This window comes from Sporocytophaga myxococcoides DSM 11118 (assembly GCF_000426725.1).
Taxonomy (GTDB): Bacteria; Bacteroidota; Bacteroidia; order Cytophagales; family Cytophagaceae; genus Sporocytophaga; species Sporocytophaga myxococcoides.
Genome location: NZ_AUFX01000004.1, coordinates 328,901 through 347,910 on the forward strand (window position 1 = coordinate 328,901; position 19,010 = coordinate 347,910).

General features: G+C 36.6%; 17 protein-coding genes. All 17 read right to left on the reverse strand.

Translation table 11 applies throughout. The annotated features are described in order from the left end of the window. Positions 1–19 precede the first annotated feature (19 nt). The 17 genes from K350_RS27365 to K350_RS0104385 all read right to left on the reverse strand — a co-directional run bounded on the left by K350_RS27365 (position 20) and on the right by K350_RS0104385 (position 18,837). The gene (locus K350_RS27365; RefSeq protein WP_051312862.1) at positions 20–2,272 is read right to left on the reverse strand and encodes a glycoside hydrolase family 3 N-terminal domain-containing protein; all 2,253 of its coding nucleotides are present in this window, start codon (positions 2,270–2,272) and stop codon (positions 20–22) included. Between the two features lie 44 nt (positions 2,273–2,316). Then, positions 2,317–3,288: an aldo/keto reductase gene (locus tag K350_RS0104310; protein WP_028978846.1), complete on the reverse strand. Its 972-nt coding sequence runs from the start codon at positions 3,286–3,288 to the stop codon at positions 2,317–2,319. Positions 3,289–3,331: 43 nt separating this feature from the next. Beyond that, complete coding sequence (locus K350_RS0104315; RefSeq protein ID WP_028978847.1) at positions 3,332–4,243, reverse strand: TolB family protein; 912 nt, start codon at positions 4,241–4,243, stop codon at positions 3,332–3,334. Between the two features lie 130 nt (positions 4,244–4,373). Further along, positions 4,374–5,384: a sugar phosphate isomerase/epimerase family protein gene (locus K350_RS0104320; protein ID WP_028978848.1), complete on the reverse strand. Its 1,011-nt coding sequence runs from the start codon at positions 5,382–5,384 to the stop codon at positions 4,374–4,376. A 7-nt stretch (positions 5,385–5,391) separates the two neighbouring features. Continuing rightward, entirely contained in the window at positions 5,392–6,540 is a 1,149-nt protein-coding gene (locus K350_RS0104325) for a Gfo/Idh/MocA family protein (protein WP_028978849.1), read from the reverse strand. Positions 6,541–6,651: 111 nt separating this feature from the next. Next, positions 6,652–7,596, reverse strand: coding sequence for a sugar phosphate isomerase/epimerase family protein (locus K350_RS0104330; protein ID WP_028978850.1), 945 nt, complete (start codon positions 7,594–7,596; stop codon positions 6,652–6,654). Between the two features lie 34 nt (positions 7,597–7,630). Further along, positions 7,631–8,962: an MFS transporter gene (locus K350_RS0104335; protein WP_245598471.1), complete on the reverse strand. Its 1,332-nt coding sequence runs from the start codon at positions 8,960–8,962 to the stop codon at positions 7,631–7,633. A gap of 533 nt (positions 8,963–9,495) precedes the next feature. Further along, positions 9,496–9,699: a hypothetical protein gene (locus K350_RS0104340; RefSeq protein WP_028978852.1), complete on the reverse strand. Its 204-nt coding sequence runs from the start codon at positions 9,697–9,699 to the stop codon at positions 9,496–9,498. A gap of 258 nt (positions 9,700–9,957) precedes the next feature. Next, entirely contained in the window at positions 9,958–10,974 is a 1,017-nt protein-coding gene (locus K350_RS0104345; protein WP_028978853.1) for a J domain-containing protein, read from the reverse strand. Between the two features lie 3 nt (positions 10,975–10,977). Then, positions 10,978–12,084 carry a DNA alkylation repair protein gene (locus K350_RS0104350; RefSeq protein WP_028978854.1) on the reverse strand — a complete coding sequence of 369 codons (1,107 nt, stop codon included), beginning with the start codon at positions 12,082–12,084 and terminating at the stop codon, positions 10,978–10,980. A gap of 95 nt (positions 12,085–12,179) precedes the next feature. After that, entirely contained in the window at positions 12,180–13,514 is a 1,335-nt protein-coding gene (locus tag K350_RS0104355; RefSeq protein WP_028978855.1) for a sugar MFS transporter, read from the reverse strand. Positions 13,515–13,976: 462 nt separating this feature from the next. Further along, positions 13,977–14,744, reverse strand: coding sequence for an SGNH/GDSL hydrolase family protein (locus K350_RS30770; RefSeq protein WP_081670892.1), 768 nt, complete (start codon positions 14,742–14,744; stop codon positions 13,977–13,979). A 32-nt stretch (positions 14,745–14,776) separates the two neighbouring features. After that, a complete protein-coding gene (locus K350_RS0104365) occupies positions 14,777–16,786 on the reverse strand; it encodes a hypothetical protein (RefSeq protein WP_028978856.1) in 2,010 nt (669 codons plus the stop codon). A 189-nt stretch (positions 16,787–16,975) separates the two neighbouring features. After that, positions 16,976–17,167: a hypothetical protein gene (locus K350_RS0104370; protein WP_028978857.1), complete on the reverse strand. Its 192-nt coding sequence runs from the start codon at positions 17,165–17,167 to the stop codon at positions 16,976–16,978. A 20-nt stretch (positions 17,168–17,187) separates the two neighbouring features. After that, positions 17,188–17,757: a GNAT family N-acetyltransferase gene (locus K350_RS0104375; protein ID WP_211236713.1), complete on the reverse strand. Its 570-nt coding sequence runs from the start codon at positions 17,755–17,757 to the stop codon at positions 17,188–17,190. A gap of 47 nt (positions 17,758–17,804) precedes the next feature. Beyond that, positions 17,805–18,305, reverse strand: a complete 501-nt coding sequence (locus tag K350_RS0104380; RefSeq protein WP_028978859.1) for a hypothetical protein — start codon at positions 18,303–18,305, stop codon at positions 17,805–17,807. A 232-nt stretch (positions 18,306–18,537) separates the two neighbouring features. Beyond that, positions 18,538–18,837 carry a hypothetical protein gene (locus K350_RS0104385; RefSeq protein ID WP_028978860.1) on the reverse strand — a complete coding sequence of 100 codons (300 nt, stop codon included), beginning with the start codon at positions 18,835–18,837 and terminating at the stop codon, positions 18,538–18,540. Between the last annotated feature and the right edge of the window lie 173 nt (positions 18,838–19,010).

Genomic DNA, 19,010 nt, shown 5'->3' on the forward strand with positions numbered 1-19,010 from the left:
AAACACTCACAAACTTAAATTATTGACCTTTATAATTTAAAACTACATTTAAGTCCCCAACTATCAGATCAAAACCTCCTGGCTCAGTGCGCCATTTCATATCTGTACCCACAAAAGCAAGGTCTTCTCTTGAAATTTCAAATTCAACAGTCTTTAATTCCCCCGGTTGTAACTCAACCTTTTTAAATCCTCTCAGGCGTTTTACAGAAGGTGTAACAGAGGCAAAATGATCTCTGGAATATAACTCAACTGTCTCCTTACCAACCCGCTGACCTGTGTTCTTAATATCAACAGAAACTTTAATTTTAGAATCTCCTGTAAGTTGGTCACTACTTAACTTTAAATTGCTCAAAGTAAAGTTTGTATAACTCATTCCGAAACCAAAGGGATACTGTGGCTCAAATTCATAAAGATACTTGTACTCAGGTTCTACGATCTCTACTGCTTCATCCAGCCACTTATGGTCATAAGTCATAAGTTCTCCGGAGTAACGAGGATATGTAAAAGGCAGCTTTCCGCTTGGATTATAATCTCCATATAATATATCTGCAACTGCATTACCTCCTTGTGAACCTGGCCAATAAGCCATCAATACTCCCTTTGCAAAAGGTTCTATTTCTCTGATAAGTCTTGGCCTTCCTTCGGTGAGAACATAAATCAAAGGAATCCCAGGATACAATTTTACAATATTTCTAACGCCCTCAATATCTTCAGAAGCAAGCTCTAATGTTTTGGTATTTCCAGGGGTTTCAGCGTAAGCATCTTCACCCAATGCGACAATAATATAATCTGGTTTAGCTTCAGCAGAAGTAACATCTTTAAAGTCTTTCTTGTAAACTATATTGATATCTCCAGCCTTCTTTTTCAAGGCATCCAGAATGGTCAATTCTGTCTTTGGGAAATACTCAGCTTTACGCCCTTGCCAGGTATACGACCAGGCTCCGTTCAAAGCTGTAAGTGAATTTGCATTTGAACCAACGACAAGAACTCTTTTATCCCTCTTCAAAGGCAGAACCTGATCTGAATTTTTCAGCAGAGTAATGGACTCCCTTGCTGCAGCTAAAGCTGCTTGCGTATATTCTGGTAATCCGAAATTTTTGACAGCTTCTTTTTCTACATATGGTCTTTCAAAAATTCCAAGATCAAATTTAAGGTCAAGAATTCTCTTTACAGATTCATTAATACGCTCTTCCTTAATCCTACCTTCTTTCACTAAAGCTATCAAATCATTATAGAAGCTGAAGTCAAACGGTACAATGCACATATCAATACCTGCATTTACTGAAAGATAAACAGCCTCTTTGTGATTTTCTGCTACCTTATGGCGTTCTGTAAGTTTTTTGATATCCTCCCAATCGCTGATTACGATGCCTTTGTAGTTCAGTTCATTTCTCAGCACATCAGTAAGCAAAAATCTGCTGGCATGAACAGGAGTTCCATTCACTTCACCTGAATTTACCATAAGCGTATGAGCACCAGCATCAACAGCCGCTTTGAAAGGCGGAAGAAAATATTCTCTCAGATTAATTTCCGGAATATACGCTGCTGCCCTGTCTTTACCATTTGCGGGAACCGAATATCCAACGAAGTGCTTCATACAAGAAGCTACACTTGTAAAGTCATTCAGACTCTTGCCTTCATAGCCTTTGACAGAAGCTACACCCATTGTCTTTGTGAGGAGAACGTCTTCACCAAATGTCTCCGGAAAGCGAGGCCATAAAGGTTGTCTGCCTACATCAAGGACAGGAGAGAAGTTATACCGGATACCAGATGCTCTTACTTCCTTTGCAGTAATCTCAGCACAAAGCTTTACAAGCTCAGGATTTCTTGTAGCTGCAAGACCCAGATTGTGAGGAAACAAAGTTGAATTAAGGGTAAAGTTTGTCCCATGCACCGCATCAATACAATATAAAAACGGGATCTTAAGCCTTGTTTCCGTTAAGGACACTTTCTGAATTTCATTGATCAGCTTGTGCCACTCTTCGATGCTATAGGCATGCTTTACTACATTCTGAATAGAGCCGATATTGTGTTTTACAATTACCTCCCTGAGCTTTGCAGGATCAACCTTAAGAGGATCATCAGAAGGCTCGGTAATAGCAGAAAGTGTTAGATTTGTCATCTGCCCTACCTTTTCTTCCAATGTCATCCTTGCAATAAGCTCAGAAACAACTTTGGCTTTATCTCCCTTCTGACTAAAAGATGTAAAGGGGATAACTAAAGAAAAGAATAGGCAACATAGTTGCCTATTAAATTTTTTGCTTGAAAACATAAAAGTCTTTTATAAAAGGTTGCTTTAACTTATCAAAACATAAACTACTGAGACCATGAAGTTGGCACTCTGTCCCAGCGATGATGCTTAAGTTTTTCCAGAAGTTCTTTTGATAAGCCTTTTCCATCACTAGCTGCAAGATTACTTTTGGCATGGTGAAGCTTTCTCATACCAGGTATGGTAGTAGCAACATCTTTATTGCTAAGGATAAATCTGAGTGCCATCTCTGGCATACTCATATCAGAAGGCACTATTGGCTTTAACTTATCTGCATGTTCAACACTTGAAATAAGGTTTTCAGGGACAAAATAAGTTGCTCTCCAGTCTCCTTCAGGAAACTTCGTTTCCTTTGTAAGTAATCCTGTAAGTGTACCTTCATCAAACGGCACGCGGGCAATAACCCCAACATTGTGTTCCTTACATACTGGAAATAACTCGTCTTCAGGGTTCTGATCAAAAATATTATAAATTACCTGTATACCATCAATAAAGCCAGTCTTTATTGTGTTAATACAGTTTGCAGGTTCCCATCTGTTTACACTTATACCCATTGCTTCAATTTTCCCCTGAGCTTTCAATTGCTCCACAGCTTTTTGCCATTCCTCATGATGAGCCCATGAATCTTCCCATACGTGGAACTGCTGAAGGTCTATTCTTTCTACACCGAGGTTCTTCAAACTCATCTCTGTATATTTAATGATGTGCTCAGCAGGGAAACACTCTTCCAATTTGAAATGACTTTTAGAAGGCCATTTAAAATTCTTTGGTGGAATTTTTGTGGCTACATAAAGTTTCTTCGAAGAATTTTTCTTCAACAAATCTCCCAGAATTCTTTCACTTGCTCCTTCTCCGTAACCCCAGGCAGTATCAAAAAAATTGCAACCCGCTTCAACGGCATAGTCTAATGAGCTGAAAGTTTCTTTATCATCATTGCCAGTCCAACCGGCAAGGCCCCACATACCATACCCTATTTCACTGATCTTCCAGCCGGTACGTCCAAATGTTCTGTATTGCATCGTTATGCTTTTAATTGTTTACTATAATATTTATAAAAGATCTTTATTTATTCTGTAGCTTATAGCTTACAAAAGCAAACTTCTTGCTATCAGGAGACCAGGAAGGAACATTGATTGTACCTTGTCCCCCAAACAGTTCCGCCAGCACTTCAGGTTTTCCACCTGAAAGAGGCATCAATCTCAATCGAACGTTCTTGTTTGCAGGATGTCCATCCACATCCTTATCATAGGATACAAATACCATCCACTTGCCATCTGGTGAAGGGTGAGGGAACCAGTCATTATATTCATCAAATGTCATTTGAGTTTGCTCACTACCATCCGGCTTCATTCTCCATATTTTCATTTTACCGGTTCTCACTGAATTGAAATAGATATATTTCCCATCATAAGAATAATCCGGACCATCATCCAAACCAGCAGCATTGGTAAGACGTGTTTCTTTACCTCCATCCACAGGAATAGAATATATATCAAACTCTCCATTTCTTTCAGCGCAATATGCTAATGTTTTTCCATCCGGAGACCATCCATGCCAATAAGAAGGACCAACAGGAGTTTTGGCCACTGGAACACCACCGCTTATAGGACAAGTATAAATTATTGAATTACCTGTTTTACTTTCGTGATGACTTATAACCAATTGAGAATTGTCCGGGGAAATGCCATGGTCATTGTTACACTTAGTGGCAAAGTCTGTATTAATCAATTCTGGCTTTCCTCCGAAATTAAATTTGTATATTTTACCATTGCTGTTGTAAACTAAAAACTTCCCATCCCCAGACCAATTGGGGGCTTCAAAGTGTTCATCAGCTTTATAAACTACACTTCTCTGCTTCGTTTCAAGATCATAAATTTCAAGAGTGCTTTCCACCTTTTCTCCCTGAAACTTCAGAATAAATGCAGAGGTCATAAATAGGATACTACATCCAATAAGAAAAATATTCTTCTTCATAAAATTCATAATTTGATATACTTAAATACACCTCAACCCTAGCCAGACTCTTCTTTCCTTTAGTTGGTTAATACTTTTGAGCTTTGTGCTTTCACTTATGACTTAAAACTTACTACTTATTACATACAACTTATTTGGCGAAATCATCAAAGCTACGTTCGCTCACTTTAATAATACTTTTGCTGATAAATTCAGCCCCTTCTCTCGCACCGTCTATTTGATTTTTAAGACAACATTCCCACTCAAGAACTGCCCATCCTGGAAAATCATATTGAGCAAGTTTACTAAATATTGCTTTGAAATTCACTTGCCCGTCTCCCAGTGACCTGAACCGACCTGGTCTGTTTATCCATTCCTGATAACCTCCATACACTCCTGATCTACCGGTAGGATTAAACTCAGCGTCCTTCACATGAAACATTTTGATATGTTCATGATAAATATCTATGTAGTCAAGATAATTAATCTGCTGCAACAGCAAGTGGCTTGGATCATACAACATGTTTGCTCTTTTATGATTTCCGGTTGCTTTCAGAAACCTTTCAAAAGTAATACCATCGTGCAAATCTTCACCCGGATGAATTTCATAGCATAAGTCAATACCGGCATCTTCAAAGGCATTCAATATCGGAGTCCACCTCTGTGCAAGTTCTTTGAATGTATCTTCAACCTGACCAGGTTTTCTTTGAGGCCATGGATAAACATTATGCCAAATAAGAGCTCCAGAAAATGTAGCATGAGCATTTAATCCTAAATTCTGACTGGCCTTTGCTGCATATTTCAATTGCTGAATTGCCCATTCAGTTCTTGCCTGATAATTCCCTCTAAGCTCTTTCGGAGCAAAACCATCAAACTGATCACTAAGAGCTGGATTAACAGCAACAAGCTGGCCCTGCAGGTGGGAAGATAATTCTGTTACTTCTAAACCAGTAGCTTTAACTATGCCATTTAATTCATCTGCATAAGTTTTGCTTTCAGCGGCCAGCTTAAGATTTATACATCTTTCATCCCATGTTGGGATCTGTACACCTTTAAAACCCAATGATGCTGCCCATCTGCAACAATTCTCCAATGAATTGAATGGTGCATTGTCATCCATAAATTGAGCAAGAAAGATCCCGGGCCCTTTAATAGTTCTCATATTTATTCTATAATTTCACCCATTGGGCATTTTTATGACCTGATTCAATAACAGCTTCTATAAAGCGCATTCCTCTTACTCCATCTTCTATATCCGGAAAATCAAACTCCTCATACCCATCTTCCTGATTTACTTTAATAGCTCTGGCAAACTCCTTGTAGATGTTTGCAAGTGATTCAATGTAACCTTCAGGATGCCCTCCAGGCAATCGGGTTCCGCTTAATGCAGCCTTTGAAAGATATCCTTTATCAACACCCGTTCTATATATCTGAACAGGTTCTCCAGCCATTTTAACTAAAAGACTATTTGGTTCAGATTGAAGCCACTCTATACTTCCCTTCTCTCCATAAACCCTGATCTTTAATTCATTCTCTTCACCAATCGCAATCTGACTTGAAAATAAAACTCCTTTTGCACCATTATCAAATCTCAGTAAAACACTTGCATCGTCATCAAGCATTCTACCTTTCACAAAGGTCGATACGTCTGCACTCAATTCTGAAATCTTTAATCCGGTAATATACTCCGCAAGGTTTTCAGCGTGCGTGCCAATATCTCCGACACAGCAACTGATTCCAGCTTTATCTGGATCAGTTCTCCAGTCTGCTTGCTTCTGTCCGGATTCTTCAATTCTTGATGCAAGCCAGCCTTGGACATACTCTGCTATTACCTTTCTTATAGGCCCAAGTTTACCACTATTAACAATCGCTTTGGCTTCCTTTACCATTGGATAACCAGTATAATTATGCATCAATCCGAATAACAGACCTGATTGCTTAACTTTATCACGAAGCGTCAATGCTTCAGAAGAAGAAAGGGCCAGAGGTTTCTCGCACAAAACGTGGAAACCATTTTCAAGAGCCAACATCGCTTGCTTAACATGAAGAAAATTCGGCGTAACAATGGAAACGAAATCCATACGAACATCTTCCGGCAAAGACTTCTCCTTACTAATCATTTCTTCAAAAGAAGCATATGCTCGGTCAGGAGATAAATACAGTTCAGCACCGGAAGCCTTTGATTTAACTTCACTACTGCTGAATGCACCGCAAACCAATTCTATCTCACCATCAAGAACCGCTGCCATACGATGGACCGCTCCGATAAACGCATCCTGACCACCACCTACCATGCCCATTCTTATTTTTCTTTTCATCATGAAATGACTTTAAAACCTCATCCCTAACCCTTCTTCTAAAGAAGAAGGGAACAATTTGAGATAATTATATCTATGATTTCCTTTTACTTTATGCTTTAAGCTTTTAACTCACTTCAGTTCTGCTCTTACTTTTTCCAGCAACTTTTTAGTCGCCTTTATTCCAGCATATTCATCTAGCATTTCACCTTCGTATTCGATACCGATATAACCTTTATAGCCAGACGCCTTTACTAGTTCCAGCATCTTTTTAAAGTCGATATCCTGTTCATTGCCTTTAGAATCAAAATTGAAAGCTTTAGCGCTAACGCCTTTTGCATATGGCAACATTTCTTTTACGCCCTTGTATCTGTCATACCATTCAACACATGGCGATTCCCAAAGATCTCCCTTTTCTCTTCTCATACAAAAATTTCCAAAGTCAGGAAGAGTGCCGCAGAACGGATTATTTATCTGTTTAATTACTTCAGCCAACAAAGCTCCATTGGAAGAATGCTGTCCATGATTTTCAACAATGACATTCATCTTGTGATTTGCACCGTATTCAGCAAGTTTGCCCAGGCCCTCAATTGATGCGCTTTTCCATTCTTCATCAGAGCCTGCTCCATGTAAGTTTACGCGAATAGAATGGCATCCCAGGAACTTTGCAGCGTCAACCCATTTGTAATGATTCTCAACAGCCGTCTTTCTTTCAGAAGCAACTGTTGAAGACAAAGAACCTTCATTGTCAACCATAATGAGGAGGCTTTTTACACCATTGTCCTCAGCTCTTTGTTTTAAGTTCTTCAAATATTCCTGATCCTTGGCTTTATCTGCAAAAAACTGATTGACATATTCAACAGCGTCTAGTCCGAACTCCTTTTTGGCTATTAAAGCAAAATCCAGGGTAGTGAGTTTACCTGAAAACATTGCCTTGTGGAGGGACCACTGAGCCAGGGAAATTTTAAAATCAAATTTATCAGCTGCAAATAAACCTGAAGGAACGGAGGAAAGTAATGTAAGCCCTCCAGCTACAATACTTGCTTCTTTTATAAAAGTACGTCTGTCTTTTGTCATTTATAATTTTTTGTAAACCAATTATCCTTTTTTCTTAATCCTTTTGAATTAATGAATAAGACGATGTCTTCTTTTTCATGAACTGAAAGAGCCATCCAAAGGCAAAGATCAGGAAAAGTGGTAAAAGTGAAATGTATTTTAATGTTGTTGCTCCTGCTATAAGTCTTGCTTTAGTTAGCATAATGAATTCAGGAGTGCCCTTTGAAAATTCTTTCAGTTCGGAAAGGTTAGCTCCATCAGGAAGATTGGTTAGTGTCTGAACATCATAAAATCCTCCCATGTATGGCAGAATAAATGCTACTGATAACATACCTGCACCGCCCATGATAGAAAGACCAAGTTCACCAGTGCGAGGTAAATACTCCGAAACAAAACCCAGCATTGTCGGCCAGAAATAACATATACCTGCAGCAAAAACAATAGCTGATATAAACAGCATATATCCGGAAGATTGGCTTAACAAATATAATCCCGCTGAAGATAGTACTGCAGAGGATAGTAATATACCTGCCGGGGATAGAAGTTTTTCTACAGGTCCGGCAAATGCTCTGCCGAAAGCCATTAGTCCATTTATCAAAACCAAAAGTAGAATAGAAGGTATTCCTGCATTGCCCAATAGTTCTGCGACCCATTGATTTGTCCCCAATTCTGTAGCAGCGGTAAGAAACATACAAAAAACCATAAAAATAAACAGAGGGGTTGTACATTCTGTTACCATTCCCTTCATTGATACTCCTGATGATTTCCTTTCTGTTGATGGAAATTTCTGATTCATAAAGAGTATTCCATAGATGATTGTGGGGATTATAATAATAGCAAGTTGAATTTGCCAACCTAGCCCAAACTGTTCCAGGAAATAAGCCGCAAGCCCACCAAGAACTATTCCTCCTGGAAACCAAAGATGGAACTGATTGAGCTTTTTAGTTTTCTCTTCTTTATACAAAGTCGCAATCAATGGATTGCAGGCAGCTTCAACAAACCCATTGGCGATTCCTATTAGCAGGGTTGATAAAAATAAGGAGACGAAACCAGTAGATAATATTGTGAGGACAATACCTGAAATATGACCAACAAAAGCAAAATAAATTAACCTTCGCATTCCGAGGATATCGCAAAGCGGACCACCGATAAGTATAGATAATGTAAAACCCCAAAAAGCCGTTCCTACGACTATTCCCATATTCTCAGATGAAATGGCAAACTCTGCTCCCAGCTTGCCTATAAGATTTGCCCGTATGGCAAAAGTCATTGCAGTGGCAACCAAGGCTATTCTGCTCGCAGTAAATAATCTTAAGTGATTTGGCTGATTCATTTTTCCTCCATAAGCATTTGAAATTGGAAACTGAAATACATAATTATCAGTCACCTCTTCAAATTTGCTGATATATAAGTAAAATTGCAAGACAAAACACTATATATCAGATTGTTAAACAAGGCACCTTGGCGCATAAACCTCATGAAGCCAAAAATTGAAATCCCTGCAAAACAAAAAGATAGGCTAGATTATACCATTAGAAAAAAAACTACTGAGGCATAAAAGCCTAATTAAAAATCTTTGAGGAAAATCGTGTCATAAACCTAAATAAAAAATCCCAGCGCTACAGCCGGGATATTCATTACAGAAAATAAATTCCTAATACATACACCTTTTACCTTCACTTTTCAAAACATCTTTTATGATGACTATGAAAAGAAAGTATAGCTATATAAGACAGACGAAATACCAAGTTGTACCTTAAAAGGAAGGAATAAGCACCAGGCAGGAACAAGGAAGAGTGAAGGTCAAAACAACCGAATAAATGGTTATTTCTTTCATTTAAACAATATCTACAAAAGCCATATTGCCTTAATGAAGCTAAATCAATATTGTAGAATTTGTATATTAAACAAATTCAGACTTCATGCATTCATCTCCCACATTACTTTGTAGAAAGTACTTTCAGCATTTGATATAGGGAAAACACTGATGATATTGATTTGGGATTTATCTATTTTTCTTCCGTTGAAGAATTCATGCTTAGAAATAAAATTTTTCAAAGACAGCTCAAAATCAAACTGATTGATGCTGTTGCCCAGGTTAGTTATAAATGATGTCTTTATCATGACAGTAGATGTTTTTCTTATTAAACCTTATCAAAGAGCATAAGGTTTTTGCACCATTTAAACGCCTTTTCTTAAAACACCTAATTGAATAAACCTTTCAGTCAGACAAATCACTCTTCAAACCTCAGAAGCAAGATTAATATTTAGGCACCTCAATGACATTTATGGTACCAAATACTGATAATGAGCTATAAAGCTAAGTCAAGATGGACTTAAAAAATATTTTAAATGACACCTCTTGATTAAAACAATACAATATTAAAACTCCTCATACCCTCCAAGGTAAGTTGCAATAAAATATTTCAGATACTTTTTATCATTCTGCAAAACAAACATCTGCTGAATGAGAGCGTCATTCCTTTCACTCAGATCACTAGTCACTTTTCTCAAAAACTTTTCTTTATTAGAATTCTTCATACACATTCCTTTGTAAACAATCTCATTTTTTGACTTTAAAATATAGAGCCTGTTTTCAAGATCTTTCTTCTGTTCAGAGAGCACTTCGTTGTATATTTTTAGCTTATCATCCGCAATTTCCCTTATCCTGGTCTTATCAGAAATCAAAAGGCTTGTTTCAAATTCAAGCAAAGCAAGTAAATCATTTTTCTTATAGGCCTCCGTAATTTCCTTACTTATCTCCTCCTTCTCCACCTTTGCAGCTTCATCCATTTCTTTGTCCGGATGAAATATCTTAATTAAGCCTCTGTAAATCTCTTTAATAGAACGTTTGCGCACCTCATCTTTGGCCGCTTCCTTAGCCACTTTCTTTTTTTCCTTTGAAGTCTTACGCCCTTTTTCTTCACCAGAATCATTGCCTTCATCGCTTCCAAAATACCCATCAAAAAACTTGTTAAAGGCTTCATCAAAAGCAGCTTCCTCTTTGCGTAGGTCCTCATTTGATCCAGCATTTAGTTGCGTCTCAAACTCCTCGAGCCACTTCCGGACTTCTTCATCATCACTGTACACATTCAGACTTTGGCATTCAGCAATCATGACTTCAAGCAAATCTTTCTTCAATGCCTTTGATAACTTTTCATTCCAATAGTAATCTGCCAAAATACGGAGACGTTCTTTAGTGAGACCAAAGAAGTCATTCTGCAATGGAATTACCTTCTTCTGAAACTCTCTTTGAGCCACATCCAGCGCACGAGAAAGATCTTCCAGATCCTTCTTTAGACTTTTGATTTCTTTAACCTTCTTGTTAAAGACGTTTTGCTCTTTTGAGAAAGATTCTCCACCATCCAGATCCCCTTGTACTTTTAATATATCTCCCATACTTTATTTGCTTAAATAAAAATCTTTTGAGATCAACTCTTTGCCATTTATGACTAATGAAAGCTTATGCTCTCCTGCATAATGCTTCCTTGTGGTAAGGTCTCTAAACGATTGCTTTCGTCTGAAAGGGTACTTTACATCTGAAGCGTAAATATTTTCAGTGATCTTAAATATCTTTTTATTCTGTTTTCCATTTGCTTTCATATAATAAATAAAATACTCTATGCGAAGCTTAAGCGGTTCCTTTTCCTTATGAAATAAATCAAAGGAAAAGCATAAATCATCATTAAGAACAATGTCACAATTATCTACTTTAAAATTTTTTATTGTAACGCTTTTAGCAGTTGTCAGTCCGAAGAGTGATAAGGCATCCGGATTTGCCTTCTTCAACAAAGTGCGACAACCATGCTTGATAATCCAGTCTGTTTCATCACATTTTCCCTGCCATTTTAATGCTATCTCTAATACTTTTTCCGGATGGTCTTTAGCTATATCATTAAGGTTATTTGCAACACTTCTCCTGACAAATTCAGAAGAATCATTTTTCAGATTTTCAAGAACCGGGAAAATCGGTGCAGGATTTTTCTTCAACGATGGAATAGCCATTGCCCAAGGAAGTCTTGGTCTGCAGCCTTCACTTGCAAGTCGCCTCACATGATAACTTTCATGCTTTGACCATGCAAGCATCGTTTTCATCATCTCCTTAGGATACTTTATTATAAAAGGCCTGATTGCAAATTCACAGCTGATAATCTGAGTGATGAACTCCATCCCTTTAACAGAAACGTCCAAATGATCAATGCCATATTGCTCAATGATTTCAGGGAAGAACATCAGTTCTACGCTGGTTTGCTTTATATTCCTCTTCCTTAATTCAGCAATAAGTTTGCATGCAGCGGAGATACATTTATCATAATTTGCTGGCAGGAAATCTCTCAGTACAGAAGCTATGTGCTTCATCCTTTGCTTGAGCTCTCTTTGCTCCCACTGTTTGTCATAGATTTTCTTGAGAAAAACTTTTCTGTCAAAATCCTTAATTACAGTGCTTGTAATATCACAGAACTGGTCAAAGAATTCTTTATTATAAATATTTTTAAGTAAGTCAGCCATTAATAATGCATTAGGTAATTCTTGGAAATTTAATTATAAAAAAGGGGATAAGTATTTCTGCTTATCCCCTTTTCATTTTATAAATGAAACACTAATTAATTCTCAACGGGCTTATGACCTTTGAATCCGAAGAATGAAATGTACAAATAACAAACAATCGGTATGATCAATGCAAGTTTAAGGTTACCACCAGATATGTCTGCAACTTTTCCGAACAGAAGAGGAAGAATTGCTCCACCAACAATAGCTGTGCAAAGTAATCCTGAGGCTTGATCTGTATGCTTTCCAAGACCTTTGATTGCTAAGGTAAAGATTGTAGGGAACATTAATGAATTAAATAAACCTACTAAAATAAGAGTCCACATGGCAATTATTCCATGACTTGCTATCGATATTAATATTAACGATATAGCACCAATTGCGAATACACCCAAAACTTTTCCTGGCTTAAATTTAGATAGAATAAATGTACCTAAAAACCGTCCAACCATTGCACCTCCCCAATAATAGGACACATATGTTCCTGCCTCTTTTGCAGACATAGCCATTATATCTTTCATTCCGAGATAATTCACAATATGACTACCAATAGCAACCTCAGCCCCAACATAAGTAAAGATACCTACCATACCAAGTATCAAATGGCGATACTGCCAAACGCTGCTTTTCTCAACCATTCCTTCAGTATTTATCTCACTATCTCCATGGCCAATTGCTGGCAGCTTCATAAAGAATAAAGTACCACCAATTAATAACATAACTGCGGCAATGGATAAATAGGTACCTTGAAGGTATACAAGCTCTGTTTTGGCTAATATATCATTTAAAATAGCATTAAGGTTCGGAGAAAGATCTGCATATGATTCCAATTTATCCAAACCTGTTGGCATTTCAGGAAGCTTTGAAAGGATAAGATAACTACCAACATGTGGAGCCGCAAATGTACCAAAAGAATTTAAAGCTTGAGTTAAAGTAAGTCTTGCAGATGCCGTTGATGGGCTTCCCAGAACTGCTACATAGGGATTTCCTGCAACCTGAAGTAGAGTAATTCCAGTTGCGAGGATAAATAATGCTGCCAAGAAAAGACCATACACTCTTAATTCTGCAGCAGGATAAAACAAAACACATCCTATTGCAGCAATCACAAAACCTGTGATCATAATTGCCTTGTAACCATACTTCTGCACAAGCCTTCCTCCAGGAATAGACATCACGAAATATGCACTGAAAAAGCAAAAATTAATAAGGTTTACCTGTGTATAGTTCAGCTTAAATATCACCTTCAGATACGGTATCAAAATATCATTAAAACAAGTAATGAAACCCATCATGAAGAACAGAACCATGAGGGAGCTAAGGGCAGTACCATATTTCTGGTTACTGTCAAGATTGGCGGAAGATATCTTCCCCGACGGAGCGCTAATTGCCATTTGGTATATTGTGTTAGTTTTTCCTAAATAAAGACTTTAAATATAAGACTTTTTACTGTCTTATTATAATTTTCATATCCAAAAAAGCTTTCCAAACTATAGAGACAGAGGCTTGATAAACAAATATTTACTCAAATTTAGGTATTAAAATCCCATACACTTTTTGGCCAGGTAAATATGTCTTACAATATCTATATTTTAAAAAAAACAGGCTACTCCTTTCAGAGACAGCCTGTTCAGAAAAAGCAAAATCGATTTATTCCTCCCGTTAAGTGTACCACTAAAAAGCAAAAAAAAGTCTTTATTAAATTATAATTCCTGCTATTGATATAATTAACAATGTAAAGCTAAAGGTCCAATGTTAAGACATGGTTTAAGTAGTGTTAAGTTAAATTTAAGAACTTATGAGAAGATCGAAATGAGCTGGTATTCAGCGAGCTTATCACTTAAAAATTTTAATACTTATATCAATCTATTTTCTACCACGTAATCAGCTATCTCCCTTCCCCATACTTCATAGGATAACTTAGAAGGATGAACGCCGTCACAGAATAAGTCATTCATAGTAAGTCCCGGATCAATCCTGTGAGACCAGTTCTTATGGTTAATTTCTTTACTCATAAAATAAACCTGATTATTATTTCTGCACACTTCTTTCATCGTTTTGGAGTAAAGGAAAACCAGCCCACCGAATATGCTTTTAAACAAAATTGAAAAAGCCGGGCAATACCTAAGTGGTGGCATTGCTGCTATTACAATAGGACAGCTAATATTTCTATTTCTTACAGAGACAATTATATCCGTAATTCCTTTCTTCCATTGTAAAGGACTTTTAATTTCAAATGCATCATTCGCTCCAAGGCCAATAACAATAAGATCAATAGGTTTTTTGGGCAAGAGGGAAATCAGTTTTTCATTTACTACTTCTGCTGAATACCCTGTATTGGCAATCACATCCCAGTTAACTTTTTTACCACTATACTCATAGAGAGCCCTGGCAATATTACCAGTAAGACCTTGTTTATGATCATCTACTCCAACACCCGCTACTGTAGATTCACCTATAGCAACAAGGTTAAATGGATCACCATTGCCGATACATCCAGTTCTGTTTTTTTCAGCTTCAGGCAAAACAGGAATTTTTCTCTTTAAGATTTTTCCCTGAATAATTATTATCGGAAGCATTGGAATGCTCAATAAACATCCTATAAGATATATTACTTGATACATCTATATTTCTTTATTTACTATCAAACATTCTATTACACTAAAACTGAATAGTCACTATAAGGAGCATTTGCACCCATAAAATTTGAAAACTTAACAGCATAAGAAAACTTACTATCTGAAGCTATGATGATTCCAAGCGGAAAACCAGCATTGTCAATAACCACAGCACCTGAATCTCCATTTTCAGCAGGAGCAACCATGGCTCCATCTACTTTGTATTTTACAATTGAAAAAAGATCTTTCAGCAAGTAAGTATTACCATCTGCATACAATATAGATTTGCTCACTGTTTCATTATAAATAACAGCATTTTGCTTATTGGATTGCTTGCTTTTAAAGGTAACTTCTGTCTCATTCAATGCATCTGAAATAGTCAGCCTTCTCCAACCTCTTGTTATATTTTGTGATTTATTAAAGCCGGAATAACTCCCTTGAGAACTAAATTCACCTATTCCAATATCAAAATTATCTGTCAAAGCTCCATCGACCAAATAACCAATGATATTGTCATTTCCGTTTGCAATTAGGTCATTGTTTCCAGTATTCGTCCTCCAGGCTGTATCACCTTTTAATACATGCCAGCAGGAAAGAAAATAGGTTTTATCAGATTCATTCTTTCTTAAAAGACAACCCATGGCACCGAAACCATTGACTCTTGTCAGATTACCGACTTCTGCCCCACCTGTAAGATCATTTGTTACAGGTTCATTATTGATTATATAATTGACAGGTACAGATTTAAATTCCTTACCTAACTTCTTTTCTGCATTCTTTTGAACTGATATATCCTGCACATTTACTTCAATAGCCTTAAACTTTTCTGAGCCTGATTTTATATATCCAAATTCTACAGACCATACGCCTGTAGTTGTTTGCAACTCTTTCCTTGCTTCTTCAATGATTTCCGGATCTAATGGCTTATAAATTCTATTTAAAACTTCATTTGAAGGACGCAAAAACTCTGTTGATTTTTCCTCTACCTGGAAAACAGACTTCTTCTCAGGTTTTACTCCAGTTCCTCTTATTGAAACAAGCTTTCTTAGTAAATCAAACCAAAAAGGTGCTCCAAGTGAAAGGGCAATGGCAGTGATTACCAATCCCCAGAAGTTTGAAGTAAAGGGATTAAGAGCACGAAAAGGAAGCTTAGCGTTGAACATGTATTTACCGAACCCAATTTTACTGTCAGGTACATTATCCCACCCGATGCCCATAACCATATTTGCTCTATCAGCTTCAGCCAATAATGTTTTGTATTTTGCAGAAGTTTGTGAATCAGAAAAATTATCGTTTAAAATATATCCGGAAGATTGAGAAGAGGAATCACAGGAATGTACAGCCATTGATATCACTTTTTCTCTGGCAGCCTTATCAGCAGACAACTTTTGTGTAATTGCGATACTGTCCACATTAAATATAATGGCAATAACAAATCCGGAAAAGAATAGTATCCATTGGATCTTGCGCTTATACCAGCCACTTGCTCTGTCCATTGTATCATCAAACCAGCTTTCGAGCTTCTTCTGAAACAAAAGTTCATCACGCCCGGAGTCGTTGAATAGATTGGTCAACTGCTTCAAGGTTTCCGGCTGAATCTGAAAGGTATTAAATCTAAGACAATAATCGATCTGTTCTGAAACGGAGGTTCCTGCACCTCTCTCCTTCAACATGTTTACTATAGTGGTTGCAAAATTCTCAGCACTCAGATAAGAAGGGAGCTGGCTCTCTGTAAATTTATGTTTTACAGCTTCAAGTTTTGAAAGGTATTTTATTGAAGGGTACTCGTAAAATTTTTGAGCAAATGTGGCTGGTTTATACTCTTTCCTACTTAAAGCTTTTCTGACCAGTAATTTAATACTACTTCCTACCGAATCATTCTTAGCAAAGCTATCAGTCAACATTCTATTAATGGCTTCATAGAGAACCTTTGATCTCAAGCCGAGCCAGGTAGAAACTATTTCTCCAATTACTGTGACCAGCAGACTGTATAACAAATAAATGAATACCAGACCGATAACTACATCTAATGCAACTGAGTTAAACATTTTGGTTGAAATTTAAAAAAGTTAAAAATGACATTAAGGCTGTTAAAAATTATACCGAACATTACTACTCTAACACTCTCAATATCAAGCTAAAAATAAAGAAAAACTTTAAGTATTTACAAAAAATGATTTATAAAAAGATAATTACTTATTCTTCTCAAAAAATTTGACAGTTCTGAATCGCCAGGCTTAATTCAGCTTTGCAATAACTTTTCTTATGTAGAACATATTTGCCCAGAAAATTCCTAAAGCAAGTAAAAAGCCGCACACTGCCATTGTTGTAGAAGAACTCAACAGCAAGGATGTTATAGGAGAAATGAGCAACATATCCCCTATAAGAACTACGGGAATAAGAAAGAATATCCAATTGGACTTGTTCATACTATGATCTATATTAAAAACTATTCAGTGAAAACACTAGGATACCGTACAACTCCTGCAGCATCAGCCAAAGCATTTTCTTTTAATTCCAGGGCCATAAATACTTCATCAGGAACATCAAATGGAAATTGAACATTCCATTTTGAAGCTTTCATAAAACCAAACTTCTTATAATACTCCGGATGCCCCAAGACTATAACGGACTCAAATCCTAATTCTTTTGCTTTTGCCAGACCATATTTCATAAGCCTTGATCCTATGCCCTGACGCTGAACTTCCGGAAGCACTGATAGAGGAGCCAATGCAAGTGATTCTTTAGTTTTATTCGCCACAATATTCACTATAGTAAAGAGTATATGACCAACCAGTTGATTATCCAATTCTGCAACAAGAGACAATTTAGGAATAAAATTCTCTGTATGTCTAAGTTTCTGAACAAGTATATGTTCTTTATGATTAGAGTAATCAGCATTAAGGAAAGCTTCCTGAATAAGCTTTTCTGTAACATCATAATCACTTTGGTTTTCTTGCCTGATATTTATAATCACAATGATATTGGCTTTCAGCAAACAAGCTACAAAAAAAAGCACGAAAATTTCCTTGCTATCTTTTTAAAATCGGCAAATGTCCGCAGAAATTATTTCACTGCCTCAATGTACATTAAGTCATTTTGTGTATCACAAATTACTATAGCTTCCATACAACTGTTGGATATGATCTGATAGTAACCATCAGAGTGAAAAACATTATAATCTCTTCCAGAGCCAAATTCCATAGCTTTAGTACGTATATCTTCATTAAGACTTCGTTCAGGATTGAAAATTATAGGCCTTCCATCAAGAAACTTACTTTTCTCTATTTTAGTTAGTTGCTTTAATGACGATCTGCTGATTGGCAAACTATTCTGAAGCTTGTAGCCCCTATCGGGCATTTTTACAATAGCTATCATGTGACTGACTTTTTCAGTAGTCTTATATTCCTGATAGAATTGATAAACGACATCATACTTCTCATTAAAATTGAATGCCTGTAATATTTTGTTATCAGGCCTTTTTAACTTTGTGATGTTCTCATTTTTAAACGAGCATCCACAGAGAAGAAATAGTAATAAATAACACTCTGTAAAAATTAACCTCATATTAAAATACCATAACCAAATCCATACTAAAAATGGCCTGTGATTATCTCGTACACAATAACAATAGTTATTGTACAATACATAAGCCAGTTAATGCTGATCAAAATAGTAATCCTGCCTCGCAGAGCAAGTTTAAACGGCATACTGAAACCTAAGTTTCACTTATGTGCGCGAATACGGATTAAATCCATTACAACAATCTGACAATGAATACATTTAAGTCACCTTTAGCTTATTTTAATTTTAGGAGATTATTATAAAGCATATTGGCTAACTCATTCTGCCTGGAATAAAACTCAGAGATCTCCAGCTTGCAAAACCCTTCAACATATTGAACATACATATCTGCAACAGCTTCACGCTCTTTATCATCAAAGTTCATCAGTTCAAATATTGGGATATAAAGGTCAGTATAATAATATCCGGAGGTAAAGCCAGCCTCTTGCATACTCGCAAGTAATTTATTCGCTCTTAAATCTGCTTTTATTAAAAACAGAATAAGACTTCCTGAGTCAGAGATCAATTTTTCCATAGCCGTTGTAAAAATTATTAATACAAATCTAAAGATATATTTGAAACAAAAAATCTTATGGGGTAATTTTCAAGCAATTAATTTCTTTTATGTAACTATATCTTATAAAGAAGCAGCTAATGGAGAGAGCTTAGAAACGCTACAAAATTTTCTTTCTACAAATCGCAAAATTA